Source organism: Jannaschia sp. L-14R (assembly GCF_056857695.1).
Genome location: NZ_JBSXNP010000009.1, coordinates 194953 through 220836, shown reverse-complemented (window position 1 = coordinate 220836; position 25884 = coordinate 194953). Strand labels below are relative to the sequence as shown.

The window sequence follows — 25884 nt, the reverse complement described above, 5'->3', positions numbered from 1 at the left end:
ATGCAACAGACGTCCGATCTGCGCGATGCCGCCCTGTCCGTGCGCGAAAATGCCCATGCCCCATATTCCAAGTTCAAGGTCGGCGCGGCGATCCGGGCTGTGTCGGGCACGATCTATCGCGGCTGTAACGTCGAGAATGTGGCTTATCCCGAAGGCACCTGCGCCGAGGCGGGGGCCATCGCCGCCATGGTCGCTTCGGGCGAAACCGCACTGACACAGGTCTATGTCGTGGCCGGATCGCCCTCTCCGGTTCCGCCCTGCGGCGGCTGCCGCCAGAAGCTGGCCGAATTCGGGTCGGGCGATGTGTCGGTTACACTGGCCACCGTGGACGGGATCGAGCGAGCCACCACAATTGCGGACCTCCTGCCGGGGGCCTTCGACGCAGGCCATATGGCTTGACCGGCGCGCGCGAGACCCTTGCCGCCTTGCGGGCTGGAGACGCTCCTGGGGCCGGAGCGCTGACGGAGTTTGCCGAAGGATTGGCCAACGGCACGGTATCCGACGCGCAGGCCGGAGCCTTTGCAATGGGTGTCTGCCATACACCGCTTACCCCCGAAGGCCGCGTCGCGCTGACCCGTTCGATGCGCGATGGGGGGGACGTTCTGGAATGGGATCTGCCTGGCCCGGTCGTCGACAAGCATTCGACCGGAGGGGTCGGCGACTGCGTGTCACTGGTGCTGGCCCCGGCTCTTGCCGCCTGCGGGGCTTATGTCCCGATGATTTCGGGCCGCGGTCTGGGTCATACCGGCGGCACGCTGGACAAACTGTCGTCGATCCCCGGTTTCCGGACCGAGATGCAGACGGACGAGTTGCAGGACATCGTCCGCCGCGTCGGCTGCGCCATCGTCGGGGCAACTGCGGACATCGCGCCCGCCGACCGTCGGCTGTATGCCGTGCGTGACGTGACCGGAACGGTGGAAAGCCTGGACCTGATCGTTGCGTCGATCCTGTCTAAGAAGCTGGCAGAAGGCATAGAAGCTCTTGTTCTGGATGTTAAAACAGGACCGGGTGCTTTCATGGCGAACGCCGCCGCCGCTCGTGCTCTGGCGCAGGCCCTTGTCGAGACGGGGCAGGCGAACGGCGTTATGACCTCCGCCATTCTGACGGATATGTCGCAGCCTGCCGCAACCTCCTGCGGCAATGCGCTGGAAGTGATCGCAGCGATGGAGGCACTGACCGAGCCGTCGACCCGCCGGTCCAGCCGGTTGATCGCGCTGACCCGCGCGCTGGGCGGCGAGGCGCTGGCGCTGGGCGGATTGGTCGCCGACGCGGAGGAGGGGGCTGCGCGCATCGGCACGGCGCTGACTTCGGGCGTTGCGGCGGAAGTCTTCGGTCGCATGGTTGCAGCGCAGGGCGGCCCCAGCGATTTTCCGGACCGCTGGCGCGACCGCTTGCCCGCCGCACCCGTCGTTGCCGAACTGCGCGCCGATCAACCCGGTGTTGTCGGCCGCATCGACGCGCGCACGCTGGGTGAGGTGGTGGTCGATCTGGGCGGAGGACGGCGGCGCGAGGATGACCGCATCGACCCCACTGTCGGCATCAGTCACATCGCGCAACTGGGGGCCGTCGTAACCGAAGGACAGCCGCTGGCTCGCGTCCACGCCGCCACAGGTGACGCCGCCGAAGAAGCCGCCGAGCGGGTGGCCCGCGCGATTGTCATGGCCAGCGGTGCCGTGACACCGCCGCAACTTGTGCAGGAGACGATCCGATGAGCCGTGCTTTCCTGATCGTTCTTGACTCCGTTGGGTGTGGAGGTGCGCCCGATGCCGATGATTTTGGTGACGAAGGTGCAAATACGCTTGCCCATGTCGCACAGTATTGCGCCGCTGAACGACCTTCAGGTGGCTTGAAATTACCTAATTTAGATAAATTGGGCTTGGGAGCGGCTGTCAGGATAGCATCCGGCGAAAAGGCACCCGGACTGGACGAAATGCCCAGTGGCCTCTGGGGGGCTGCGACCGAAGTCTCGAACGGCAAGGACACGCCTTCGGGTCACTGGGAGCTGGCGGGGCTGCCTGTGCCGTTCGACTGGACCTACTTTCCCGATACCGAACCCTGTTTTCCACCCGCGCTGGTCGATCTGGTCAGGCAGGCTGCCGGAACGGAGGGTATTCTTGGCAATCGTCACGCATCCGGCAGCCTGATCATCGAAGACGAGGCCGAAAACCACATCCGCACCGGTTGGCCGATCTGCTATACCTCGGTCGACAGCGTGTTTCAGATCGCCGCGCACGAAGATCACTTTGGCCTCGACCGCCTGCTGGACCTGTGCCGCACCATCGCCCCGACTCTGCACGAGATGAAGGTGGGCCGTGTCATAGCCCGGCCTTTTGTCGGAAATGGCCCGTGGGAGCGGACATCGAACCGCCGCGACTTCGCGATCATGCCGCCCGCACCAACGCTGTGTGACATTGTGCAGGGCGCAGGCCGACAGGTTCATGCCATTGGGAAGGTCGGGGATATCTTCTCGATGCGCGGCATCGACACCCATGTCAAAGGCCCTGATGCGGCGTTGATGCGTCATCTTCAGGATGCAGTGCGCGATATGCCCGACGGCAGTCTGACCTTCGCGAATTTCGTCGAATTCGACAGCCTCTATGGCCACCGCCGCGACCCCGCGGGCTATGCTGCGCATCTGGAGTGGTTCGATGGCTGCCTGCCACCGATCCTCGACGCGATGCGGCCCGACGACATTATGATTTTCACTGCCGATCATGGCAATGACCCGACATGGAGGGGATCGGACCACACGCGAGAGCGGGTTCCGGTGCTGGTCGCCGGCAAATCCGGGGAGGCCGGTCTGGTTGCCTTCGCCGACGTTGCCGCGTCGGTCTGTACTCATCTCGGCGTGCCTATCATCGGACCCGGACGGAGTTTCCTGTGACATTCAATCCCAAGATCGAACTGCATCTGCACCTTGAAGGCGCGGCACCTCCGGATTTCATTCGACGTCTGGGTGGCGAAAAGAGGGTCGCGCTCGACGGCATATTTGATCTAGATGGGTCATATAAATACAAAGACTTCCAAGGTTTTCTTAATGTATACGAGGCCGCGACAAAAGTCCTTGAAACGCCCGAAGATTTTGCCCGCCTGACGCAAGCCGTATTGGAACAGTCGCGCGATCAGGGTGTCATTTATACGGAAGTTTTTCTCAGTCCCGATTTTTGCGGCGGTCGGGATCTGGGTGCCTGGCATGAGTATCTCGCAGCTATCCAGGAGGGGGCGAATTCCGTACAGGGAATTGAAATGCGCGGTATTATAACCTGCATTCGCCATTTCGGTCCCGATAAGGCACGGGAAACGGCGCGTTGCGCGGCTGAAACAGCAGGCAGGTTCATTACCGGGTTCGGTATGGGTGGCAACGAGACCTTGGGCAAAGCCGCCGACTTCGGGTGGGCCTTCGATTGCGCTGCCGAGGCAGGCCTGGGCCTGACATCGCATGCGGGTGAATTTGGCGGCCCGGAATCGGTCCGCGATACACTGGACCACCTGAATGTCACCCGCATTGGCCACGGTGTTCGCAGCATCGAAGACGCGGCACTGGTCCGGCGACTGGTCGAGGAGCAGATCACGCTTGAGGTCTGTCCCGGCTCCAATGTGGCGCTTGGAGTTTACAAGAACTTCGCCGTCCATCCTATTGAAAAACTTATGTCAGATGGGGTAAATGTCACGGTTTCGACCGATGATCCGCCATTCTTCCATACAAGCATGCGCGACGAATACGATGCGTTGCAGCACAATTTCGGATGGGGCGAAGATCACTTCCGTGCCCTGAATCAGACCGCTGCCCGCGCGGCATTCTGCGATGACGAAACCCGCGCGGCCCTGCTCTCGAAACTGGAGGCCTGAAATGGACCACCTGACCCATGTCAAACACCCGCTGGTGCAGCACAAACTGTCGTTGATGCGCGACAAGGACACGTCCACCGCCGTGTTCCGCCAGCTTCTCCGCGAAATCAGTCAGTTGCTGGCCTATGAGATTACCCGCGAACTGCCGATGACGACCCGTCGCATCGAGACGCCGTTGCAGGCGATGGATGCCCCGGTTCTGGCTGGCCGCAAGCTGGCTCTCGTGTCCATTCTGCGCGCGGGCAACGGGTTGTTGGACGGTATCCTGGAATTGGTGCCGTCGGCGCGTGTGGGCTTCGTCGGCCTTTACCGCGACGAAGCTACGCTTGAGCCGGTGCAATATTACTTCAAGGTTCCCGATCAGCTGGACGAACGGCTGGTCATCGCCGTCGATCCGATGCTGGCGACGGGCAACTCCTCTGCTGCCGCCATCGATCTGCTCAAGGCCAGGGGCGCGACCGACATCCGGTTCCTGTGCCTGTTGGCCGCGCCCGAGGGCATCGCCAGAATGAAAGCGGCGCATCCGGACGTGCCGATCGTGACTGCCGCGATCGACGAGCGGTTGAACGACAAGGGATATATCGTGCCGGGACTTGGCGATGCGGGCGACCGGATGTTCGGCACCAAATAGCGGCGAAGGGCTGGACCGTGCTTTACTTGCTCCGGAGCGGCGGGCAGGATGCCAACGGGATGGATGGTTTTCGGAGAATGCGACATGGCCCTTTGGCTTAACTTCACGAGGGGTCTGGCATTCGCCGTGACCGCCGTTGCCGTTGCGATCACGGGCGGTCTGGCCGAAGCACAGACACGCACGGTTCGCAACACGCAGGGCCCGGCCGAGGTGCCGCCCGCCAGCTATTCCGCCGATCAATACATCGACAGCCAGGGCTGCCTTTTCATTCGTGCGGGGTTTGGCGATACGACCAGATGGGTGCCGCGCGTCAATCGCGATCGCACCGTGGTATGCGGCCAGACGCCATCGAGGCGCCCTGTGACGACGACGGCCGTGTCCGAGCCGGTCACACCAGCGACCACCGCTGCGCCGACTGCGACCGCCGCTCCTGTCCCGGTTGAGACTGTCAAGCCGGTGATCCGTCGCCAGCCCGCCGCCGCCGCACCGCGCCAGATTGTCGAACCTGCACCCCGTCGCGCTCCGGTCCGGCAACCCTCCACCGCTCCGGCCCGTGTCGCAACCGCGCCCCGGCCAGCGGCGCCTCGATCAGCGGCGCCCCGGCCGGTTCATCAGGCCGTAGCACCGCATCAGGCAGTTATACCTTTGCCCGTCGGCTGCGGGGCATCGGATCTGTCGACGCGCTATCTGCGGAATACGCCCGCCTGTGCCGCCGCACTTCGGGCCACAACGCCGACAAGCCGGGTCACAATACCCACGGGCGTTGCGACCCCGAACATTGATACGACCCCGGCCATCCCGCGCCGCGCCGTCCGCAGCAGTCTTCGGGGGCAAACGGTGGTGGCCGTGACGCCGCCCGCGCATGCAGTTCGAGTCAATCCGAATGCGCCCAGTCCGAACCGTGCGACTGCGCGGGGTGTAGCGCCCGTGACCAAGGGCTGTGCTGGCGCATCCGAGCTGTCGTCACGCTATCTGCGCCGCGCCACGCGTTGTGGCGGTGACAAGAACTGGTCGTTGGACGGACGTCGATCATCATCGGTGGAGACCGCCACCACGGTGACAAGCGCGTCTACGCGCAATGGGCGGCGCACGGTGATAGTGCCTGCCGCGCGTACCACGTTCGATGTGTCACATCCGCCCAAAGGATACCGGGCTGCATGGCGCGATGGACGGCTGAACCCGAACCGGGGGCCACGCACGCTGGAAGGCGATTACCAGTCGCAGGGCATCTGGACGAACGAGACGCCCCGGCGATTGCGTCCGATCATCCTCGTCACGCAATAGACATTGCAAGCCGCGCAAAAGGCCGTCGGAGTGTCCTCCGGCGGCCTTTCGGTTGACGACAATCCTAGCGTTCAATCACGCCGATCGCGTTCATCATCGCCTCAAAAGCATCGGTATCCGGGTCAGTATTGCGGGATTTGAGGGTATCGAACCTGACCCGCAGAGCGGCCTTCTCGTCGCCCTTGCAATCGTTCCAAGGGCGGCCCTGCAGCGCCATTTCGATCACATAGAAGGCGATGAAATGCGGGCGGGAGCCGTTCTGCAACAGGCGGGCATAAGCGGCATCGGTGCCCAGATCTCGCAATTCGCCGACTGTTTCGATGCCGACCCTGGCAAAGGCCTGCTCCATGGCGGGGCCAAGGTTCCGCAACGCCGAAAGGGGCGAGTCGTTGTCCATGGCTGACAGGAAAAGCCGTCCGGCGTCCGCTGTCCAGTCTTGGTGCGACCTTAGATCGAGGCCCAATCGGTGAACCGGACTAGTGCCGGGCGCGGCTTGCGCTTGACCGGGGCTTGCGCGGGGATGGGTTGCTGGGTCGGGGTGGAATGAATCATCGGACTGCTCCGTACGAGGACGATGCTGTATCCAACACGGAAACAATGATTAAGGTTTGTTTGAATTTAGGCAGAATTGCGGCCTTGTCTCGGGAAGAGGAGGGACAAGGCCGCTTCTGCTATTTCAGGCGTCGCAGTCAGGGAGGAGGAAAGACCGCTTGCCCTATGATTTTCAGGTTAAGCTGCGATGCAGCGTGGTCAATGCTGCTGCGCGGAAAACACACCGAATTGAACGAAAAGCGCCTGCTATGGTCGGCTTTCCCGGCGGAACTGTGCAGAATCCGCGCGAAGAGGTCAAAAAGCAGGCGTTCTGTTAAATAAGGTGACGTCCTATTCGGCAGCCCTAAGCGGAGGACGCGAACCGATCGGAGGATGGTCCTCCGGGGTCTGTCCGGTATCGTCAGACCGGTCCGATACGCCAACCGGAACAGCATTTCCTGCGTAAGGCAGATCCATCGGCAGCTCCGGCTCCTCGTCGATTTCCTCGGCCCAGAGCAGGACGGGCATTCGCACCCGCTTGGCCTGACGCCGCAGGGCCCAATCGTGTGCGGCACGACTTCCTTGTCCCATACCCAGACGTCCCAGCAAGCGGCCGATCCCCCGTGCATAGGCGACGACCCAGACCCGGCCCGCCAGCATCGCGGGCGTAAAGATCAGCGTCAGGACCGTGGCTACACCCAGACCCCAGACCACTGCCGTTGCAAGCTGGATCCACCACAGCGCGGTCGGCGACCCGATTGAATAGCCGCCGCCTATGAAGTTGATCGACAGGCCGAACATCATCGGTGCAAGTCCCGCCATCGTGGTCAGCGTAGTCAGCAGGACAGGTCGGATGCGGTCCTCGGCGGTGCGGGTAATCGCTTCCAGCCGGGGCATGTAGCGGGAATAGTCCTGATAGGTGTCGATCAGCACGATATTGTTGTTCACCACGATCCCGGCCAGTGCGACGATACCGGTGCCGGTCATGATGATCGAGAACGCCTGACCCATAACCAGCATCCCGACCAGAACGCCGGTCGTCGACAGGATGACTGCCAGCAACACGAGGACCGAGTTGTAGATCGAGTTGAACTGCGCCAGCAGGATCACGAACATCAGGCCCAGGGCACCGATGAAGGCCTGGCCCAGAAATGCTTCGCTTTCGGCCTGTTCTTCCTGATCGCCGGTCCATTCCCATGCAACCGATGCGGGCAACAGATCGTCGGATTGCAATTGTTCGGTGATCAGGGCGATGCGTTCGTTCGCGGTGACGGGGACGACGGACGGCAAGGCACCTGCATCCAGCAGGTCCTGCGCGGCAGCGACACCGCCTGCGATCGTTGGCTGGTCCAGATCGTAATAGGTGACGGTTTCGGCCTGTCCCAGCCCGATCCCGGCGAGCATTGCGGCAAGCCCGGTCGCTTGAACACGCCGTGTCAGGTTATAGCTTGCGCCGGCCGCGATCTGGGCTTCCGAAACGGCGCTGCCGAAACCAAGGTCCACGGCCACCGTATCGTCAGACGGGCCGCCCGAAGCTGGATCGTCGCTGGCCACTGGCGTCGCCTTGAGGATCGTCAGTCCCGTCACCACATCGGCCTTCACATCAAAGAACCGTTCGCCATCGAAGCGGTCGATCTGCGCCAGTTGCGGCACCGGGCGGCGGGTGATGAAATTGTCCAACGGCACGAGTCCGTCGGTTGTCCGGACCTTGAGGGAGTCCAGTGTCGAAAGAACGCGATCCTCCTCGGGCAGGCGGATGCGGATTTCGATCTCGTCGTCGGACGTATCCACCCGCATCTTGTCCAGCAGGATGCCGCGCGTGACCAGTTGCACCATGCCGCCGACCGTTGCCACATCCGCACCGAAACGGCCTGCGTTCTCGACGTCGACGTCGATTTCCCAGTCGATACCGGGCAGGGGCAAGGTATCCTCGACGTCGATCAGGCCCGCCATTCCAGACAGTCTTTCGGACATTGTCGCCGTGGCCACCTGCAGGTCGGCCCAGTTCTGACCCTTGAGGCGCAGATGCACAGGCTTGCCCTGCGCCGGGCCGCGATCCTGTGCAGACAGGTCGATCTTGATACCCGGAAGTTCACGCAACCGCGCCAGCAGATCCTCAGCAATCATATCGCCGTCGAACGCCGGATCGACGACGGATTTATTGAACGTCACACCGAACAGCGTGAACAATGGTTCGGAAATGGTCGGGCGGTCTTCCCAGGGGACCATTTCGATCTGGATCTGTCCGATGGTATCGCCCGGCCCGCTTGATGCGCCGGGACCGCCCGATTGCAGACCACCTTCGCCCGCGAAGGCAAAAGCCGACTGGATGCCGGGCGTATCCAGCACGATCCGTTCGGCCTGACGCAACAAGGCATCCTTTTCTTCCAGCGACAGATTGCCCCGCGCCCGGACGAAGATATTGGCGTTCTCAAGCTCGCTTTCAACGAAGAATTCGACGCCATTGTTGTTGGCCCCGAAGTAGGTGAACACCGAAACGACCGTGAACCCGACCATCACAACGGCAACGATCGGACCGATCGGGTTGCCGACAATCAGGTGGATGAACTGACCGAACAGGCTGCGCCGATATCCCGACCGGACCCGGCGGGCGCGACGGTGAAAGGTGACCGACCCCAGCGTCGTGGATAACAGCGCCGCCGACGCCACGAACATCAGCGCGCCGATCAGGTTGCCCATCGGAACTCCGGGCGGCAACAGATAGGCGGGATTCAGGACCTGCAGGATCGACACGATCATCAACCAAGCGGACGCCAGCGTCAGCACCAGCCGGACGATCCACGGGAAGCTGCGACGCAGCCAGTTCGACCCACCCTCGAATATGCGGGAAATACGGCCCGCAACGCCGCCCAGCACCGGCAGGTAGACCAGCGCCACGACCAGTGAGGCGGACAGCACGAAGATCAGGGTGACCGGCAGATTTCCCATGAATTCGCCCGGAACGCCGGGCCAGAACAGCATCGGCAGGAACGCACAAAGCGTTGTCGCGGTGGACGACACGACCGGCCAGAACATGCGCTTCGCAGCCTCGGTATAGGCTTTCATCGGGCCGGAGCCCTCGGAGATGCGCTTGTCGGCATATTCGACCACCACGATGGCCCCGTCGACCAGCATGCCGACGGACAGGATAAGGCCGAACATCACGATATTCGAAATGGTGATGCCCATGACGGCCATGATCGCGAAGGACAAAAGGAACGAAGTTGGGATCGCGAACCCCACCAACAGCGCCGACCGCGTGCCCAGTGTGGCCAGGACCACGATCATGACAAGCGCGATGGCCGTCAGGACCGAGCCTTCCAGCTGCGACACCATCGAACGCACGGTGCGCGACTGGTCCAGCGTGATGGTGACATCGACGGCCTGGCGCAATTCTTCGGGCCAGCGTTCTGTTTCACGCGCGATTTCGTCGCGGACCTGCTGTGCCGTGTCGATGATGTTGAAGCCCTTGCGCTTCACCACCTGCAACGCGACCGTCGTATCGCCGTTATAACGAGCGGTGCCGGTTCGATCCTCGAACGTCAGGTTGATCCGGGCCAAATCGCCCAGCGTCACGACGCGGTCGCCATTGGTCTTGACCGGCAGGGCATAGACATCCGCCGCCGACTCGAATGATCCGGGGATTTTCACCGGAAAGGCCCCTGACGCGGTTTCGATCGACCCGGTAGCCACAAGAAGGTTGTTCTGCGTCACCACGGCGGACAATTCCCCGGCGGTCACGTTATATGCCTCCAACGCCAGCGGATCGATCAGCACCTCCAGCATTTCTTCGCGATGCCCGGCCAGCCCGGCCTCCAGAATCGGAGGCATTCCTTCCAGAAGGGCCTGAAATTCGTTGGCCAACCGCAGCAACGTACGCTCGGGCGCGGAGCCGGACAGCGATACGATCAGGATCGGAAATTCGGAAAAGTTGATCTCGTTGATGGTGTATTGCTCGGCCCCGTCGGGGAAATCGGTCTCTGCCTGACCCATTTTGTCGCGGACGTCGGCGATGGTCGCGGACTTGTCCCAACCGAATTCGAATTCCAGAAACAGACCGGCATAGTTTTCCGCCGCCGTTGCGGTCATGGATTTCAGACCGTCCAGTTCCTTCAGCTTGGTTTCCATCGGCTTGACCAGAAGCTTTTCGGAATCGCTGGCGCTTATGCCGGGAAAGGGAACCGACACGAAGATGCCGGGTATGTCGATGTCGGGCTCACCCTCTTTCGGAAGCGAGATGTAAGCGACCGTGCCGGCGATAATGGACAAGACCACGAAGGCCATGACCATCCGTGCCCGTTCGGCGGCCCAGTCGATCAGGCCAGTCACTGCGTAATCTCCGGTGTCAGCCCCGAACCGCCCCCGGTCGCCGGATCGTTGACCGATGTCCCCAGGGTGGAGACCTCATCGACAAAGGTAGGGCGCACAAGAACACCGTTGGTGACGTATTCCTGCCCCACGGTGATCACGTCGACCGTATTCGGCAGGCCCGTCAGCAAAACGCCATCCAGCGTATCGCGGACCAGGTCGACAGCGGCGAAACCGGCCTTGCCGTCTTCGATGATGCGTACGCCCAATTGCCCCTCGTCGTTCAGCGTCAGGGCCGACGCAGGGATCAGGTGCGCAACGGTCGCCGGGGTCTCGATCAGGATTTCCGCCGTCTGGCCATCACGGATGCGCATGTCCGGGTTCGGCACCGTCACTTCGACCCGAAAGGTGCGCGTCAGATCGTCGGCCGAGCGGCTCAGGAAGGTGACGACGCCCTCGACCGTCTGGCCGGACGCCAGTCGCGCCCCGGCGTTGGCCCCCACCGTCACGCGGTCGACCTGCGCTTCCGGAAGGAACCCGACCAGCTTTATGGGGTCCAGCTGCACGATCGTCGCGCAGCTGCCCGCGCCCTGGCCACCGCTTTGCAAAAGCGCGCCCAGTTCAGCCGTATCCGTTTCCAGCAGCCCCGAGAAAGGTGCCTCGATCGTCAGTTGCGCAATATCCAGTTCGGCCCGGTCCACGGCGGCTTCGGCGGCCTGTATCCCGGACTGCGCCGATTCGATGCCGGCCTGTGCCGTATCCAGCCCTGTCGTAGCCGCAATGACCGCCGCTTCGGCGGAACGAAGCGCGGCGGCAGCGTTCAAGACGCGCGTGTCGGATGCGAAGCCGCCTTCTGACAGGCGGCTGGCGGCGGTCTGGTTCAGGCGCGCTTCCTCCAGCACGGCTTCCGCTTCGGCGATGCGGGCTTGGGTTTCGGGGATGCGGGCCTCCGCTTCGGGAAGGCGCGCGCGCGCCTCGGCCAGCCGCGCGCGGGCTTCGGCCAAAGATGCGTCACGAGTGCCCGGATCGAGTTCGCACAGAAGCTGCCCTTCCTCGACAAAGGCCCCCTTGCGGATCGGCGTGGAAATCACCCTGCCAGTTGTTTCGGCCATAACCTCGACCTGCCGCGCCGCCTCGGACTGACCGCGGACGCGCACGGCATCGGGAACGTCCTGCGCCTTGGAGCGAATGGCGACGACAGGCACGGCGCGGGGCCCCGCCTGGTTGTCGTCATCCGTGATCGACACGGGCGCAGCGGCGGGCGCGGCGGCATTGTCGATCACCGGCGGAGCCGTGCCATCCGTTGTGATGCCTTGGGCAAACCGAAACAGGGCATCGCGTTGCAGAACCACGAAGAACAGGGCGATGCCGACCAGGATCGCAGTCAAGAGAGGAAAGAAACGCATGGTCTGGCCTTTCTGCGCCGTAAGGCGGGAACTGATCTTTGCAACATGCCAAAGTCGGGTAAACCGTTTGGTTTAGTTTTTAATGTGGATGGGTCTGATCAGCAAGACCCCCGATATGCTGAATAATGCCATATGCCAATGTGCCCAAATGCGCGCCACAGACGTGCCCCTGCACGCACAATGCCATGGCAGAGCCTTTGCGGGTTGGCGCGTCGTGTCCCCTGCGCTAGAACGCGCCGACACCTGCAGGAGGGCCGCATGTCCAATCCGGATAGCTTCATCAACGAGATCAGCGAAGAGGTGCGCCGCGACCGTCTGTATGCGTTACTGCGGCGCTGGGGATGGGTCGCCGCGCTGATCGTCATCGGCATCGTCGGCGGTGCAGCCTGGACGGAATGGTCTCGTGCCAACAGGGCGGAGAAAGCCCAGGCATTCGGCGATTCCGTGATGGCTGCGCTGACAGCCGAGGATGTTGCCGCCCGCCGCGCCGCGCTTGCCGGCATCGAACCTGCTGACGCTAATCAGGTCGCGATCCTGGGCCTGTTGCAGGCCAGTGCCGCGTTGGATGGCGATGATGCCGATGCACAGGCGGCCCGCGACCGTCTTCTGGCCGTGGCCGACACGCCGGATCTGGCGACCACCTATCGGCACCTGGCGTTGATCAAGGCGATGCTGGCCGGGGGCAGCGGCGATGCCGCGCGTGATGGCGCAATTCTGGAAGAACTGGCCGCGCCGGGCGCGCCGTTCCGGTCCATGGCCATCGAACTTCAGGCCCTTACGGCACTGGACGCGGGAGACGAGGAGACGGCACTGACGCTTCTGCGCGCGCTGACCGAAGACGCCGAGGCCACGCAAGCCTTGCGCCGACGCGCCCAGCAGTTGATTGTAGCGTTGGGCGCTTTGCCTGAACCGGCGTGAACACCGGACGGGCTGACGGGGACGACTGAAGGGCAGGACCATGAGAACAATCGCGGGCATTCTGATCAGCGTCGGGCTGACGATCTCGGGCTGTGCCGAGAAAGAAGTCATCCTTCCCGGTGAACGGCTTCCGGTGCGCAATGACAGCGGTATCGGCGTGATCGCCGCCGCATCCGAAACCGTGACCGATGCCGTCGCGGTTCCTGCGCTGTCACTTGCCGCGCCCCGTCGTCTGGACGATTGGCCGATGCGCGTCGGCAACGTGCTGAACGATCCGCCGCACGCAACGCTGTCCGCCGCGCCGCAACTGGTCTGGTCGGCAAATATCGGGGCAGGTGACAGCCGTCGTCAGCGTATCACGGCCGACCCGGTCTCGGACGGCAGTCGGATCTATACCCTCGATGCACGCTCCGGCGTGACCGCTACCGCCCTGAACGGTGGCACGATCTGGTCCCGCAACCTTGTCCCCGGCTCCGAGCGGGCCAGCGATGCGTCCGGCGGGGGCGTGGCCGTCGCGGCCGGCACGGTTTTCGTCTCGACGGGCTTCGGTGATCTTCATGCGCTGGACGCCGCAACGGGCCGCGAACGCTGGGTTCAGCGTCTTGACGCGCCGATCACCACACCCAAAGTTGCCGGGGGGCTGGTCTATGTGGTCAGTCGCGACAATCGTGCCTGGGCCATCAACGCCGATACCGGTCGCATCCAGTGGGACCTCTCCGCCGCGCCATCGACCAGTGTCATGGCCACCGCGCCGGCACCCGCGATCACCGATCGCGCTGTCCTGTTTCCCTTTGGATCAGGCGAAGTCGTTGCCGCCCTGCGTCAGTCCGGCGTGCGTGTCTGGGGCAGCCCTGTCTCGGGCCGTCGCCGGGGCGTGGCCTATAACGGCGTTGGCGATATCACCGGGGATCCGGTCGTGTCGGGCGGATCGACCTTTGTTGGCACATCGTCTGGTCGCATGGTCGCTCTGTCGACCTCCTCGGGGGACCGGATATGGACGGCGAACGAAGGTGCGGTTTCGCCGCTGACCGTCGCGGGTGGTTCAGTGTTCGCTGTGTCCGATCGGGCGCAACTTTTGCGATTGGACGCGGCGACGGGTCAGGTGTTGTGGCGGTCGGACCTGCCGTTCTATCGCAACCAGCGGCTCAAGCGCCGTCAGGGCATTTATGCGCATTATGGCCCGGTTCTGGCTGGCGGACGCCTCTGGGTGGCGTCATCCGACGGTGTGCTGCGTGGCTTCGACCCGACATCTGGTCAGTTGACGGCGACCGTCGACCTGCCGGGTGGCGCGGCCTCACGTCCGATCGCCTTTGGCGACGCGCTCTATGTTGTCAGCCGCAAGGGTTCCCTGCTCGCCTTCCGCTGAGCGGCAGGGCGGCGAAACCTCTCTGGTCGTTGGCCACGAGATGCGCTAGGCGGCGTCTCTGAGTTTTCGGAAGCTGTGCCCCATGTTCACCCTCGCCATCGTCGGACGGCCCAATGTGGGCAAATCCACCCTGTTCAACCGTCTTGTCGGCAAACGTCTGGCGCTGGTCGATGACCAGCCCGGCGTAACACGCGACCTGCGCGAAGGTTCTGCCCGTCTGGGCGACCTGAAGTTCACGGTGATTGACACCGCGGGCCTGGAGGAAGCGACTGACGACAGCCTTCAGGGCCGCATGCGCCGTCTGACCGAACGCGCTGTCGACATGGCCGATGCCGCGCTTTTCGTGATCGACGCCCGCGTCGGCGTGACGCCCACCGATCAGGTCTTTGCCGAAATCCTGCGCAAGAAGGGCCACCCGGTCTTTCTGGCCGCCAACAAATGCGAAGGCCGCGCCGCCGAATCCGGCCTGCTGGAGGCCTATTCGCTGGGTCTGGGCGAGCCGTTGGCCCTGTCTGCCGAACACGGTGAAGGCATGGCGGAGCTGGCCGGAATGCTGCGCCCTTTGATCGACGCCGCCGAAGCCGAAGCCGAGGAGATGGACGAGGAAGCCGATACCGACGTTTCCGTCGACGGTGACGATATCGGCGAGGAGGCCGACTGGGCCCCGACCGTCAAACGCCCCCTGAAAATCGCCGTCGTGGGCCGTCCGAACGCGGGTAAGTCGACGCTTATCAACCAGATCATCGGCCAGGAACGCCTGTTGACCGGACCCGAGGCCGGGATCACGCGCGATGCCATCTCGGTCAACTTCGAATGGGACGGTGTGCCGACTCGTCTGTTCGATACGGCCGGGATGCGCAAGCGCGCCAAGGTCGTCGAAAAGCTGGAGAAACTGTCGGTCAGCGACGGTCTGCGGGCCGTGAAGTTCGCCGAAGTCGTCGTCGTTCTGCTGGACGCCGACATTCCGTTCGAGACACAGGATCTGCGGATCGCCGACCTGGCCGAACGCGAGGGCCGCGCCGTTGTCGTGGCCGTCAACAAGTGGGACCTGGAGGAGAACCGGCAGGAAAAGCTGGCTGCCCTTAAAGAGCAGTTCGAACGCCTTCTGCCACAACTTCGCGGCGCGCCGCTTGTCACCGTGTCCGCCAAGACGGGCCGCGGCATGGACCGCTTGCAAGAGGCGATCCTCAAGGCACATGAAGTCTGGAATCGTCGTATCCCGACCGCGGCGCTGAACCGCTGGCTGGCGGGTATGCTGGAACAGCATCCGCCGCCCGCACCGCAGGGCAAACGCATTCGCCTGCGCTACATGACGCAGGTCAAGACGCGGCCGCCGGGCTTCGTCGTGATGTGCTCGCACCCCGACCTGATGCCCGAAAGCTATTCCCGCTATCTGGTAAACGGGCTGCGCGTCGATTTCGACATGCCGGGCACGCCAATCCGTCTGCACCTTCGTGGGCAGGGCGATGCGAACCCCTACAAGAACCGCAGGCGGGTCGAGCCGTCACGCCTGCGCAAACATACGCTGGGGCGCAAACCGGAGTGACCGCGGGATCGGGCGACGGATACCGTTGTTTCTAAAACTCCCAAGTTCAGAACGGGTTACGCCACAGTTTTGGCCAATATGACCGTCTATGTCGGGGGGTAATTCAAAGGAAACCCGCTGCAATGATGCTCAATACCTTCCTGACAGACGATTCCGGTGCCGTGACCGTTGACTGGGTGGTCCTGACGGCCACGCTTGTCGCACTGGGACTTGCAGTTACGGCAGTTCTGTTCACTGCGTTCGAGACCCAGTCCACCGAAATTCAGGTCTCTCTGGCCCGCGATGACATCATCTGCGAGGAATTCTGCGATCGTTTCGCGGCCCCGGCGGAAAATACCGACCAGTAACCTCACCAGTAACCTTCAGGCCTAAAAAAGGCGCGCGACCCTGTCGGGACGCGCGCCTTCGGCATGTCTGTCACCATTCTGGCTGTTCAGGCGTTGGCTTCGCGAATCTTGTTCGCGGCGTCCTTGTCATAGGTGACGCCGTTCTGTTCCAGCATTGTGTCCAATTCGCCCGAAAGGGTCATTTCGGTTATGATGTCGCATCCGCCGACAAATTCGCCCTTTACATAAAGCTGAGGGATGGTCGGCCAGTCCGAATATTCCTTGATGCCCTGGCGGATGTCGGCGTCTTCCAGCACGTTCACATCGGAATAATCGACGCCCATGTAGTTCAGCACCCCGGCCACCTTGCTGGAAAATCCGCATTGCGGCATCGCCTTGGTGCCTTTCATGAACAGCACCACATCCTTGGATTTCACCATTTCGTCTATCTTGGTCTTGGCGTCGGCCATCTGTCAGCTCCTTTGTCTGTCGCGCTTCGGAACGAAGCTGCGCGCGTATTCCTGTGGGTCTTGCGGGACACGGGTGGTCAGCTGATTGCCCCCGCCCAGGCCCGAAGAATAGTCGCTTGTGATTTCGGTATACCCGTCGCCGGGTGGGATGCCACGGGGGCGCCCGTCGTCCTCCTGCGCGGCCTCGGACCGCAGGACCCAGACGGCGCGGGCCACCAGCATCGTCAGAATCCCCGCCGAGATCCAGGCCGCAAGGCTACTCATGTTGGCGCACGAGTGGTCAGGGCCAGCGCATGCAATTCGCCCTGCGCACCGTCCATCTTGCCCTTCAAGGCCGCATAGACCGCGCGCTGCTGCGCCACCCGCGACTTGCCTGCGAAGGACGCATCAACGACTTCGGCGGCATAATGGTTCCCGTCGCCCGCAAGGTCGGTGATGGTGATCTGCGCGTCGGGAAACGTTTCGCGGATCAGGTCTTCGATATCACGTGCCTGCATGGCCATTGGCGGTTCCTCGTGGTGTCATACCTGAAAATAGGCGTCGAAGTGGTTTCGGACAAGTCGCGTTGGTTCAGGCAAAGGCGGCTTCGAACGCACCGCGATACAATGACGACAAGCCTGCCAGAGGGGTCTCGGTGGGGCCGAACTTGACAAATTCACCCCCGAACTGACCCACCATGGCAAGCGGAACGTCGGCTTGACCAGCCGCGACCATCAGCGATTCGGCGGCGTCGAAGGTGCAGGCAATCAGGTAGCGGCCCTGATCCTCTCCGAACAGGGCTGCGGTGCCGGTAACGTCCAGCGTGACACCCAACCCGTATGTCTCGGCCAATGTGAAGGCGGCCAGCGCCAGTCCACCGTCGCTCAGGTCGGTGCAGGCCGTGATCAGGGCGCGGTTGGCCAGCATGAACTCGCCGTGCCGTCGCTCGACCTCCAGATCGACGACGGGGGCATCGCCGTCGCGCCGGTTCAGATGTTCTGCCAGCAACGCCGAACAACCCAAGTGCGTGCCTTCGCCGCCCAACAGAAGGGCGATCATGCCTTCGTGCACCGGACCTGCGATGCGGCTGCCCAATACGTCGATCAATCCGACCGCGCCAATGGTGGGCGTGGGGTCGATGCCGGTGCCATCGGTTTCATTATAGAGCGAGACATTGCCAGACACGATCGGCATGTCCAGCGCGCGGCAGGCCTGGCCGATACCGTCCAGCGCGCCGACGAACTGACCCATGATCTCAGGTTTCTCGGGGTTGCCGAAGTTCAGGTTGTCAGTCGTCGCCAACGGTTTCGCGCCCTTGCAGATCAGGTTGCGATAGGCTTCGGCAACGGCCTGTTTGCCCCCCTCGACCGGGTTTGCCTTGACGTAACGTGGCGTCACGTCCGATGTGAAGGCCAACCCCTTGTCGGTGCCATGCACCCTGATCACGCCGCCATCCAGACCCGGCAGGATCGCGGTGTCGCCCATGACCTGCGTGTCGTACTGCCGGATTATCCAGTCGCGGGCACAGTAATTCACGCTGCCGATCAGGGCGCGCAGGCCGTCGACAGGGTCGATCTCCGCAACATGGGCCAACGGTGCGGGGGCGGGCGTCGGCACCCAGGGGCGGTCATATTCCGGCGCGCTGGATGCCAGTGTCGAGAGCGGAAGATCAGCCTTGATCTCACCGGCCAGCATGATCAGAAATCGATCTTCAGCAATGGTTTCGCCGACGATAGCGAAATCCAGATCCCATTTGTCGAATACCGCGCGGGCAGCGTCCTCCCGCTCCGGGTCCAAGACCATCAGCATGCGTTCCTGGCTCTCGGACAGCATCATCTCATAGGCGGTCATGTTCTCTTCGCGCACTGGCACGCGGTCCAGATCCAGCCGGATACCAAGGCCACCCTTGTCACCCATCTCGACCGCAGAACAGGTCAGGCCAGCCGCGCCCATGTCCTGTATCGACACGACCGCACCTGTCGCCATCAGCTCCAGCGTGGCCTCCATCAGCCGCTTTTCCGTGAATGGGTCACCGACCTGCACCGTCGGGCGCTTGTCCTCGATGGTATCGTCGAACTCGGCACTGGCCATCGTCGCTCCGCCGACGCCGTCGCGCCCGGTCTTGGCACCCAGATAGACCACCGGACGCCCCACGCCGCTGGCCGCCGAATAGAAGATCTTGTCCGCGTCCGCGATGCCCGCCGCGAAGGCGTTCACAAGGCAATTGCCGTTATAGCTGGCGTCGAAGCGAACCTCGCCACCCACCGTCGGCACGCCGAAGCAATTGCCATATCCACCGATGCCTTCGACCACGCCATGTACCAACTGCCGCGTCTTCGGGTGCGACACTTCGCCGAAGGACAATGCGTTCATCGCCGCGACGGGCCGCGCGCCCATGGTGAATACGTCGCGCAGAATGCCCCCCACGCCGGTCGCCGCCCCCTGATAGGGTTCGATGTAGGACGGGTGGTTGTGGCTCTCCATCTTGAACACGACGACTTGCCCGTCGCCGATGTCGACCACGCCCGCGTTCTCGCCCGGTCCGCAGACGACTTGGGGCCCTTCGACCGGCAACCCGCGCAGCCACTTCTTCGATGATTTGTAGGAACAATGCTCGTTCCACATCGCAGAAAAGATACCCAGCTCGGTGAACGACGGTTCCCGACCCATGATTTCCAGAATGCGGTCGTACTCTGCGTCGCTCAGCCCGTGGGCGGCGATCAAGTCTGGTGTCAGGTCGGGGTCTTGCATGCACGGTCTCCGGGGCGCGGCGGCTTGGTCCGTGTCATAGGGCAGGGTGGCCGGGGGGTGAAGCCCTGCCTTAGGCCTGCTTGATCGCTGGAATAAGGTCGCCATACCCTGTCGCCCGCCGTTCGAAGGCCAACCCCAGTTTGTCGGCCGCCTTCTGCGCCCTGGCGGTCAGATCGGGGTCATCGGTCTGAGCCAGGTAGACGACCTTGGTGTAATGCCCGAAATACATGTCCCGCAGCTGCGGATGCCGGTCCAGGCCCAAAGGCCGCGTCACGAAGGCATCGAACTGCCGCGCCAGAAAATCGGTCAGATAGAAGGCATCAATCTCGTCGCGGTCGGCAAAAGTGCCCAGCCCTTCGAAGAAGGCATAGCAATGCGGCCCCTCTATCATGCCGACGCCCAGCCGGTCACACAGCCGCGCCAGATCGCCGCCGGTGCCGCAGTCGGCATAGGCCACGAAGACCCGCATATACCCTCCGGCGCGCGCCGCTATGGCGGCTTCCACGGCGGGCGCGATCTTTTCGGGGTGGTTGTGCAGGATGGCCGGCAGGCAATGCAGGTCGATATGATCCAGCCGGTTGGCCGCCTTCACCGCAAGGATTTCATGCGCCAGAGCCCCGCATGCCACGATCAGGACACGGCCCTTGCCGGTCGCCTCAGGCCCGCTGGCGGTAAGCGTAGCATCCGGCGTCACGTCAATTTCACCGCTGTGCCATAAGCTATGACTTCCGACGCACCATCCGTGATAGTCGATGTCTCCAGCCGCATGGCGACAATGGCATCGGCACCCATCTTGCGCGCTTCCGCCACCATCCGGTCAATGGCCTGTTCGCGGGTCCCGGCCAGAAGGGCCGCGTATTCCTTGACCTCTCCGCCCACCAGGTTGCGCAGGCTGGCAACGATATCCGCCCCGATATGTTTGGCGCGCACGGACGATCCTTTGACCAGCCCGAAACAGCTGGTAATCTCGCGCCCCGGCACGGCATCCGTCGTCGTCAGGATCATCGTCCTACTCCATCTTGTCGTAGTGATCGTCGTCGTCGCTGCCCAACCGGTCCGCGACCACGCGCCAAACCACATATGCCACCAGAAGTCCGGGAATCAGGGCGAAAATTCCGATCGGCATCATGGTCGATGCCGCGATGACCGCCGCCAGCCAGACCGTTGCGGCGGCGGCGGCAATCACGATCACGAGGATCAGGACAAGACGGTCCAGCGGCATGGCGGTCTCCGACGAAAAACGTATTCCTAGTATGGGGACGATGGCGCGCCCTGCCAATGGCCCGTTGACGTCGTTGTCCGTCGAAGTCAGCTTCGCAAGGCCATGCGGAGGAGAATTGACTTGAGAATTGTCGTGATGGGTGTGACCTCGACGGGCAAGAGCCTGATGGGACGGATGCTGGCCGATGCCCTTGGCGGCACGTTCATCGACGGCGATGACCTGCATCCGAAATCCAACGTCGCCAAGATGGCGCGGGGCGAGCCGCTGAACGACATGGACCGCGCGCCCTGGCTTGATCTTGTGGGGCAGCGATTGGCTCAGGGGCAGGGCACCGTGGTAGTGGCCAGTTCGGCGCTCAAGAGGATTTACCGGGATCGTATCCGCAAACACGCCGGATCGGTGATCTTCGTGCACCTGACGGGTCCGCGCGAAGTAATTGCCGAACGGATGAAGGCCCGCGAGGGGCATTTCATGCCGGTCTCCTTGCTGGACAGCCAACTGGCTACATTGGAGGGATTTGCGCCGGGTGAAATCGCGGTCGAGGTCGATATCACGCGCCCGCCTGCCCGTGTGCTGGGCGATATCATGAACCGGCTGCGCGCGCTTGCGTGATGGCCCTGACCTTGATGGGCAGATAAGGTCGAAAGCAGACCCTTGCAGGCAATCCGTTCGCCTGCGCCCCAGCCTGTGGCTCAACGCCGTAGGCCGGCTGGGGCAGCGTTGTTTTGGTGCCAAGATCATGGGGACCGCTGGCGAAATGACGCACAAAGTCTCGCGCATCCGAAACTTCCGTGTTGGCGGGCGGGTTCAAACTGAGCTCGGGGTGCGCGCGCCTCTTTGCTCGTAAAATATTCCGGGGGCCCCAAAGGGCGGGGCAGCGCCCCCTCCGACCCCGGCCGAATCGCGCCTTCAGGCCGACATCTGGTTATGCTTGCGCGCCATCCATGTTTTCGCCGTTTCGACCGCGACGGCGGCATCGCGGCAATAGGCATCTGCACCGATGGCCTTGCCGAATTCCTCGTTCAGGGGGGCGCCGCCGACCAATACGATGTAATTTTCGCGGATGCCCTGCGCAACCATCGTGTCGATCACGACCTTCATATACGGCATCGTCGTCGTCAGAAGGGCCGACATGCCGATGATATCAGCGTCTTCGGCCTTGGCCGTGTCCAGATAATTGTCGACGGCATTGTTGATGCCGATGTCCACGACCTCAAAGCCTGCGCCCTCCATCATCATGCCGACGAGGTTCTTGCCGATGTCATGAATGTCGCCCTTGACCGTGCCGATCACCATCTTGCCGACGCGGGGCGCGCCGGTTTCGGCCAGAAGTGGTTTCAGGATCGCCATACCGCCCTTCATCGCGCCCGCCGCCAACAGGACTTCGGGAACGAACAGGATACCATCGCGGAAATCGTTGCCGACAATGGTCATTCCACCGACTAGCGCCTTGGTCAGAACATCGTAAGGTTCCCAACCCCGTTCGAGCAGGATGTTCACGCCTTCCTCGATCTCTTCCTTCAGGCCATCGTAAAGATCGTCGAACATCTGCGCGACGAGTTCTTCGTCATCGAGATCGGCAAGGATGATTTCGTCATCGTCGGACATGGGGGCCTCCGGGGCACGGTAATGATCGAGAATTGCGGGTTCGCAGCGCAGGGGTCAGCGCGGAAAGCGACATCGGGCGCGCATCGGGCGACGCCTCTTGTCGGATCGGGATAAGTGTTCTACATATGTTCTCATTCGCCAGACTTGGGAACGAGGGTTATCATGGGCCATGAACGGCACGATTATCCAGGGCTTGTGGCCCGGGGGGCCCTGTCCAACGACACTGGCCGGTACGAGGCGTTTCAGCGCGATGCGCCCTTGCCGGATACCCTGCGGACCGAGGTGCGGGATGAAGTGGTGGGTCGGGTCATTTCGACCAATACATCGCCCGATATCGGGTTCGACCGGTCGATCAACCCCTATCGCGGCTGTGAACACGGCTGCATCTATTGTTATGCCCGCCCGACGCATGCGTGGCTTGGCCTGTCGCCGGGTCTTGATTTCGAGACCAGGCTGATTGCCCGCCCGAACGCCGCCGCCGCCCTGACGCGCGAATTGGCAGCCAGATCCTATGTTCCGAAGCTGATCGCCATCGGCACGAACACTGACCCCTACCAGCCCATCGAACGCGACCGGAAGATCATGCGGCAATTGCTTTGCGTCCTGCGCGACCACGCCCATCCGGTCGGCATCACCACCAAGGGCGTGATGGTCGAACGCGACGCGGATATCCTGACCGAGATGGGGCCGGAGCTTTGCCGCGTCGGCCTGTCGGTTACGACGCTGGACGACGCGCTGGCCCGTCGACTGGAGCCGCGGGTGCCGGTCCCGTCGCGCCGACTGAAGGCGATCGAACGGCTGGCGAATGCCGGTGTCCAGGTCCGCGTCATGGTCAGCCCGGTGATTCCCGGTCTGACCGATCACGAGGTCGAGGCGATCCTGCGCGCCGCCGCCGACGCGGGTGCAGTCGCTGCCAGCATGATTCCCTTGCGCCTGCCGCTGGAAGTCGCTCCCCTGTTCGAGGAATGGCTTCGTGCCCATGTCCCCGACCGCGCCCGCAAGGTGTTGAATCGGGTGCGGGAGTTTCACGGGGGCAAGCTCTATGATGCTGGCTTCGGTCACCGGATGCGCGGCAAGGGTGTGCATGCCGACCTGCTGCAAAAACGGTTCGAGCGGGCCTGCCGAGAGACAGGACTTGTTTCGCGTCTGCCGCCGCTCCGGACCGATCTGTTCAGCGTACCAGGATCGCAGATGTCGTTGTTCTAGGGGGCTGTGCCGCCGACGCGTGCCCGCAGGATGGAGAAGCCTGTGTCTCAAGTCGATCATCCGCCGACACTCCGTCCAACGTTGATCTCCGCCAAGACAGCCTCGTGGTCCGATCCATTTTGTCCTGTGACGGTCGCGCGGGCGTTCCAGCCCGGCGGTACCAGAACGTGGTCGATCGGCAGGCGAACGAGGCCATTCTTCTTGATAAATGTCGCGCGAATGCCGTCGATCGGTCGTGTGTTACTGGCCCTTGCAATGCGGGTGGTAGCAGCCGACCAGGGCATCTGGTTGAAATCGCCGCCTATAATCACGGGACCTGGCAGGGCTGCGAGATCCGATGTCAGTCGCGCGACCTGTCGGGCCTGCGCATTTCCACCGGCTGGCCACGGCCAAACCAGATGAAGGGACACAATGGTGACGTCGCCACCCGGTGTCTCGACCCGCATCCAGGCCTCGCCGTTCGCAAGACATCCGGAGGCAAGGGCCGGAAACCGAGATACCACTGCCTTCTGCGTCAATGTCTTATCCCCGCAGGTGATAACGGTCCATCCGGGCGGCAATCCGGAAAGCGCGACCCTGGCCCCACGCGTCTCCTGAAGGGTGGCGATATCGAAATCACCCAGCCGCGCGGTCAGATCCGTCGCCGGGTTCTTGTAATACAGATTGTGCTGCAACAATCGCAGCGTTGCATCCGTCGGGGCGGCATTGGCGACCGGCCAGGTCAGATCCACCACCGGCCATATGCCAATCATGGCCACGGGCAGAACCGCCCATCGCATCCCTTGCGTCAGACCCCGGCCAAGCATGGCCAGACCAAGGATGACGACAGCCGCATAGGGCGACACGATCCGCAGCGAATCGAACGCGGGTAACCACCATGCAGCCATCGCGGCCAGCACGCAAATCACGCTCGCCGCGATCACGGCGACCGACAGACCGCGCAGGGACCGACGCATCAGACGCGTGCGCGCCGTCTGCTGGTCCGATCCCGCGTCGGGCCTTTGCCGTCGGTCCCGTCGCTGTCGGACGAAAACCCGCCCAGCCGCTCGGCCACTTCGGCCAAAGGCGCGGCCGGACCTCTGGGCGTGGATTCCAGCGCCGCGCGCATCGCCCGCAGGTGGTCGGGCGTCGTGCCGCAGCAGCCCCCGATGATCGTGGCCCCGGCATTGCGCGCAAGAACGGCGTAATCTGCCATCAGTTCGGGTGTGCCGTTGTAATGGATGTGGCCATCGTGATATTTGGGAATGCCCGCGTTGCCCTTGGCGATCAGCGGCCCCGATCCCTTGCCGAAACCCATGAGGGTGCGGATCAGGTCCGACGACCCCACGCCGCAGTTCGCCCCGTAAGCAACCGGCTGATGCGCCAATTTGCCGATGATCCGGGTCATCTCGCCCGACGTTGTGCCCATCATGGTGCGGCCCGCGGTGTCAAAGCTCATGGTGACGCACCACGGCATGTCGGCCAATGCTGCGGCTTCGGCCACGGCACGCAGCTCTTCGGGGGCGGAAATTGTCTCGGCCCAGAGCACATCGGCTCCGCCTGCCTTCAATCCCTCGGCCTGATCGTGGAAGATTTCGACCGCGATCTCATGCGTCAGCGGTCCCATCGGTGCCATGATCTCGCCAGTGGGACCCATGGAACCGGCGACGACAACCGTACGCCCGGCCTTGTCTGCAATTTCCCGTCCGATTTCCGCCCCCATCCGCGACAGCTCTCCGGCGCGTTTTTCGGCACCGTGAAGTTTCAGTCGCGAAGCATTGCCGCCGAAGGTATTGGTCAGGAAGATGTCCGAACCCGCGTCGACCGCACCGGAATAGAGCGCGCGAATCTTGTCGGTTTCGGTCTCATTCCACATTTCGGGCGCATCGCCGGACGTCAGTCCCATATTGAACAACGTCGTGCCCGTAGCCCCGTCTGTCAGCAGCCAGTCGCGGGTCTTGAGCAGGTCGGTCAGGGCATTGGACATGGACAGTCTCCGGGACGGAAAGGAAGGGGGGCCTTCTCGCGCGGGCGCGGCGCGCAGGCAAATTCATATTATGCATGAAAAACATGAGGTGCGCGCAAATACGCCTGCACCGCAGTTCCCCGGCAGGGCGGGACGATCAGGCCCGCAAGCCTGACCGCAGCAGATCTCACTTCAATTCGGTCATCACCTGTTCCTTGGCGGTGACCATCAACGCATCCATCTTGGCGCGGATCTCGGCTGTGGGGACCTTTTCGCCCAGATCACCCGCGACCTTGCGCAGCACGTCGTCATCTCCCGCCTCCTCGAAATCGGCCTTGACGACTTCCTTGGCGTAGGCGGCTTTTTCGTCGCCTTCCTTGCCCAGAAGCTCTGCGGCCCATTCGCCCAGCAGACGATTGCGTCGCGCATCGACCTTGAACTGGACTTCGGCGTCATGCGCATACTTGCTCTCGAAACTCTTTTCGCGGTCTTTGAAGTTGTCGGCCATGGGTGGACTCCCGGATAAATCAATTATCCC

Annotated in this window: 26 protein-coding genes; 12 read left to right on the top strand and 14 right to left on the bottom strand. The window is 63.0% G+C overall.

Features of this window, described 5'->3' with window-relative positions; translation table 11 throughout:
* From AC13C2_RS05435 to AC13C2_RS05410, 6 genes are all read left to right on the top strand, one after another.
* On the top strand, window positions 1-399 hold the full coding sequence (locus AC13C2_RS05435) for a cytidine deaminase (RefSeq protein ID WP_092762276.1): 399 nt from the start codon (window positions 1-3) through the stop codon (window positions 397-399).
* Entirely contained in the window at window positions 396-1712 is a 1317-nt protein-coding gene (locus AC13C2_RS05430) for a thymidine phosphorylase (RefSeq protein ID WP_482886162.1), read from the top strand. Before AC13C2_RS05435 ends, AC13C2_RS05430 begins: the two co-directional genes overlap by 4 nt.
* Window positions 1709-2884 (top strand): phosphopentomutase, encoded by a 1176-nt coding sequence (locus AC13C2_RS05425; protein ID WP_482886161.1) that lies wholly within the window; start codon window positions 1709-1711, stop codon window positions 2882-2884. Before AC13C2_RS05430 ends, AC13C2_RS05425 begins: the two co-directional genes overlap by 4 nt.
* A complete protein-coding gene (locus AC13C2_RS05420) occupies window positions 2881-3849 on the top strand; it encodes an adenosine deaminase (protein ID WP_482886160.1) in 969 nt (322 codons plus the stop codon). Before AC13C2_RS05425 ends, AC13C2_RS05420 begins: the two co-directional genes overlap by 4 nt.
* Window position 3850: 1 nt before the next feature.
* On the top strand, window positions 3851-4480 hold the full coding sequence (gene upp, locus AC13C2_RS05415) for a uracil phosphoribosyltransferase (protein ID WP_482886159.1): 630 nt from the start codon (window positions 3851-3853) through the stop codon (window positions 4478-4480).
* An 84-nt stretch (window positions 4481-4564) separates the two neighbouring features.
* Window positions 4565-5764, top strand: coding sequence for a hypothetical protein (locus AC13C2_RS05410; protein WP_482886158.1), 1200 nt, complete (start codon window positions 4565-4567; stop codon window positions 5762-5764).
* Window positions 5765-5828: 64 nt separating this feature from the next.
* On the opposite strand, the gene AC13C2_RS05405 is transcribed toward AC13C2_RS05410, so the two are convergent.
* From AC13C2_RS05405 to AC13C2_RS05395, 3 genes are all read right to left on the bottom strand, one after another.
* Window positions 5829-6161, bottom strand: a complete 333-nt coding sequence (locus tag AC13C2_RS05405; protein ID WP_092762288.1) for a TfoX/Sxy family protein — start codon at window positions 6159-6161, stop codon at window positions 5829-5831.
* Window positions 6162-6646: 485 nt separating this feature from the next.
* Window positions 6647-10624, bottom strand: coding sequence for an efflux RND transporter permease subunit (locus AC13C2_RS05400; protein ID WP_092762290.1), 3978 nt, complete (start codon window positions 10622-10624; stop codon window positions 6647-6649).
* Complete coding sequence (locus AC13C2_RS05395; RefSeq protein WP_482886157.1) at window positions 10621-12009, bottom strand: efflux RND transporter periplasmic adaptor subunit; 1389 nt, start codon at window positions 12007-12009, stop codon at window positions 10621-10623. Before AC13C2_RS05395 ends, AC13C2_RS05400 begins: the two co-directional genes overlap by 4 nt.
* A 258-nt stretch (window positions 12010-12267) precedes the next feature.
* On the opposite strand from AC13C2_RS05395, the gene AC13C2_RS05390 reads away from it, so the two are divergent.
* The 4 genes from AC13C2_RS05390 (at window position 12268) to AC13C2_RS05375 (ending at window position 16186) form a co-directional block, all read left to right on the top strand.
* The gene (locus AC13C2_RS05390) at window positions 12268-12927 is read left to right on the top strand and encodes a hypothetical protein (protein ID WP_482886156.1); all 660 of its coding nucleotides are present in this window, start codon (window positions 12268-12270) and stop codon (window positions 12925-12927) included.
* Window positions 12928-12967: 40 nt separating this feature from the next.
* Window positions 12968-14293, top strand: a complete 1326-nt coding sequence (locus AC13C2_RS05385; RefSeq protein ID WP_092762296.1) for an outer membrane protein assembly factor BamB family protein — start codon at window positions 12968-12970, stop codon at window positions 14291-14293.
* An 82-nt stretch (window positions 14294-14375) separates the two neighbouring features.
* Window positions 14376-15839, top strand: coding sequence for a ribosome biogenesis GTPase Der (gene der / locus AC13C2_RS05380; RefSeq protein WP_092762298.1), 1464 nt, complete (start codon window positions 14376-14378; stop codon window positions 15837-15839).
* A gap of 122 nt (window positions 15840-15961) precedes the next feature.
* A complete protein-coding gene (locus AC13C2_RS05375; protein WP_474520576.1) occupies window positions 15962-16186 on the top strand; it encodes a hypothetical protein in 225 nt (74 codons plus the stop codon).
* Between the two features lie 86 nt (window positions 16187-16272).
* Here AC13C2_RS05375 and grxD read toward each other — a convergent pair whose 3' ends face one another.
* The 7 genes from grxD to AC13C2_RS05340 form a co-directional block, all read right to left on the bottom strand.
* Window positions 16273-16635 carry a Grx4 family monothiol glutaredoxin gene (gene grxD, locus AC13C2_RS05370; RefSeq protein ID WP_339645240.1) on the bottom strand — a complete coding sequence of 121 codons (363 nt, stop codon included), beginning with the start codon at window positions 16633-16635 and terminating at the stop codon, window positions 16273-16275.
* Between the two features lie 3 nt (window positions 16636-16638).
* The gene (locus AC13C2_RS05365; protein WP_474520575.1) at window positions 16639-16899 is read right to left on the bottom strand and encodes a hypothetical protein; all 261 of its coding nucleotides are present in this window, start codon (window positions 16897-16899) and stop codon (window positions 16639-16641) included.
* Window positions 16896-17138 carry a BolA family protein gene (locus AC13C2_RS05360; RefSeq protein ID WP_339645234.1) on the bottom strand — a complete coding sequence of 81 codons (243 nt, stop codon included), beginning with the start codon at window positions 17136-17138 and terminating at the stop codon, window positions 16896-16898. The genes AC13C2_RS05365 and AC13C2_RS05360 overlap by 4 nt, the downstream gene beginning before the upstream one ends.
* Window positions 17139-17205: 67 nt before the next feature.
* Window positions 17206-19365: a phosphoribosylformylglycinamidine synthase subunit PurL gene (gene purL, locus AC13C2_RS05355; RefSeq protein ID WP_482886155.1), complete on the bottom strand. Its 2160-nt coding sequence runs from the start codon at window positions 19363-19365 to the stop codon at window positions 17206-17208.
* A 70-nt stretch (window positions 19366-19435) separates the two neighbouring features.
* A complete protein-coding gene (locus tag AC13C2_RS05350; RefSeq protein WP_482886154.1) occupies window positions 19436-20059 on the bottom strand; it encodes a DUF1638 domain-containing protein in 624 nt (207 codons plus the stop codon).
* Entirely contained in the window at window positions 20056-20370 is a 315-nt protein-coding gene (locus AC13C2_RS05345) for a YbjQ family protein (RefSeq protein ID WP_482886153.1), read from the bottom strand. Before AC13C2_RS05345 ends, AC13C2_RS05350 begins: the two co-directional genes overlap by 4 nt.
* A 4-nt stretch (window positions 20371-20374) precedes the next feature.
* Window positions 20375-20587 (bottom strand): hypothetical protein, encoded by a 213-nt coding sequence (locus tag AC13C2_RS05340; RefSeq protein ID WP_482886152.1) that lies wholly within the window; start codon window positions 20585-20587, stop codon window positions 20375-20377.
* 120 nt (window positions 20588-20707) lie between these two features.
* Here AC13C2_RS05340 and AC13C2_RS05335 point away from each other — a divergent pair, with 120 nt between their 5' ends.
* Complete coding sequence (locus tag AC13C2_RS05335; RefSeq protein ID WP_482886151.1) at window positions 20708-21199, top strand: gluconokinase; 492 nt, start codon at window positions 20708-20710, stop codon at window positions 21197-21199.
* 297 nt (window positions 21200-21496) lie between these two features.
* On the opposite strand, the gene AC13C2_RS05330 is transcribed toward AC13C2_RS05335, so the two are convergent.
* Window positions 21497-22195, bottom strand: a complete 699-nt coding sequence (locus tag AC13C2_RS05330) for a corrinoid protein (protein WP_482886150.1) — start codon at window positions 22193-22195, stop codon at window positions 21497-21499.
* A 162-nt stretch (window positions 22196-22357) separates the two neighbouring features.
* On the opposite strand from AC13C2_RS05330, the gene AC13C2_RS05325 reads away from it, so the two are divergent.
* The gene (locus AC13C2_RS05325; protein WP_092762320.1) at window positions 22358-23401 is read left to right on the top strand and encodes a PA0069 family radical SAM protein; all 1044 of its coding nucleotides are present in this window, start codon (window positions 22358-22360) and stop codon (window positions 23399-23401) included.
* A gap of 56 nt (window positions 23402-23457) precedes the next feature.
* Here the strand turns inward: AC13C2_RS05325 and AC13C2_RS05320 are convergent, their stop codons facing one another.
* From AC13C2_RS05320 to AC13C2_RS05310, 3 genes are all read right to left on the bottom strand, one after another.
* Entirely contained in the window at window positions 23458-24357 is a 900-nt protein-coding gene (locus AC13C2_RS05320; RefSeq protein ID WP_482886149.1) for an endonuclease/exonuclease/phosphatase family protein, read from the bottom strand.
* Window positions 24357-25367, bottom strand: coding sequence for a betaine--homocysteine S-methyltransferase (gene bmt, locus AC13C2_RS05315; protein WP_339641896.1), 1011 nt, complete (start codon window positions 25365-25367; stop codon window positions 24357-24359). The genes AC13C2_RS05320 and bmt overlap by 1 nt, the downstream gene beginning before the upstream one ends.
* A 166-nt stretch (window positions 25368-25533) precedes the next feature.
* Window positions 25534-25854 carry a DUF1476 domain-containing protein gene (locus AC13C2_RS05310; RefSeq protein WP_092762326.1) on the bottom strand — a complete coding sequence of 107 codons (321 nt, stop codon included), beginning with the start codon at window positions 25852-25854 and terminating at the stop codon, window positions 25534-25536.
* Window positions 25855-25884 lie beyond the last annotated feature (30 nt).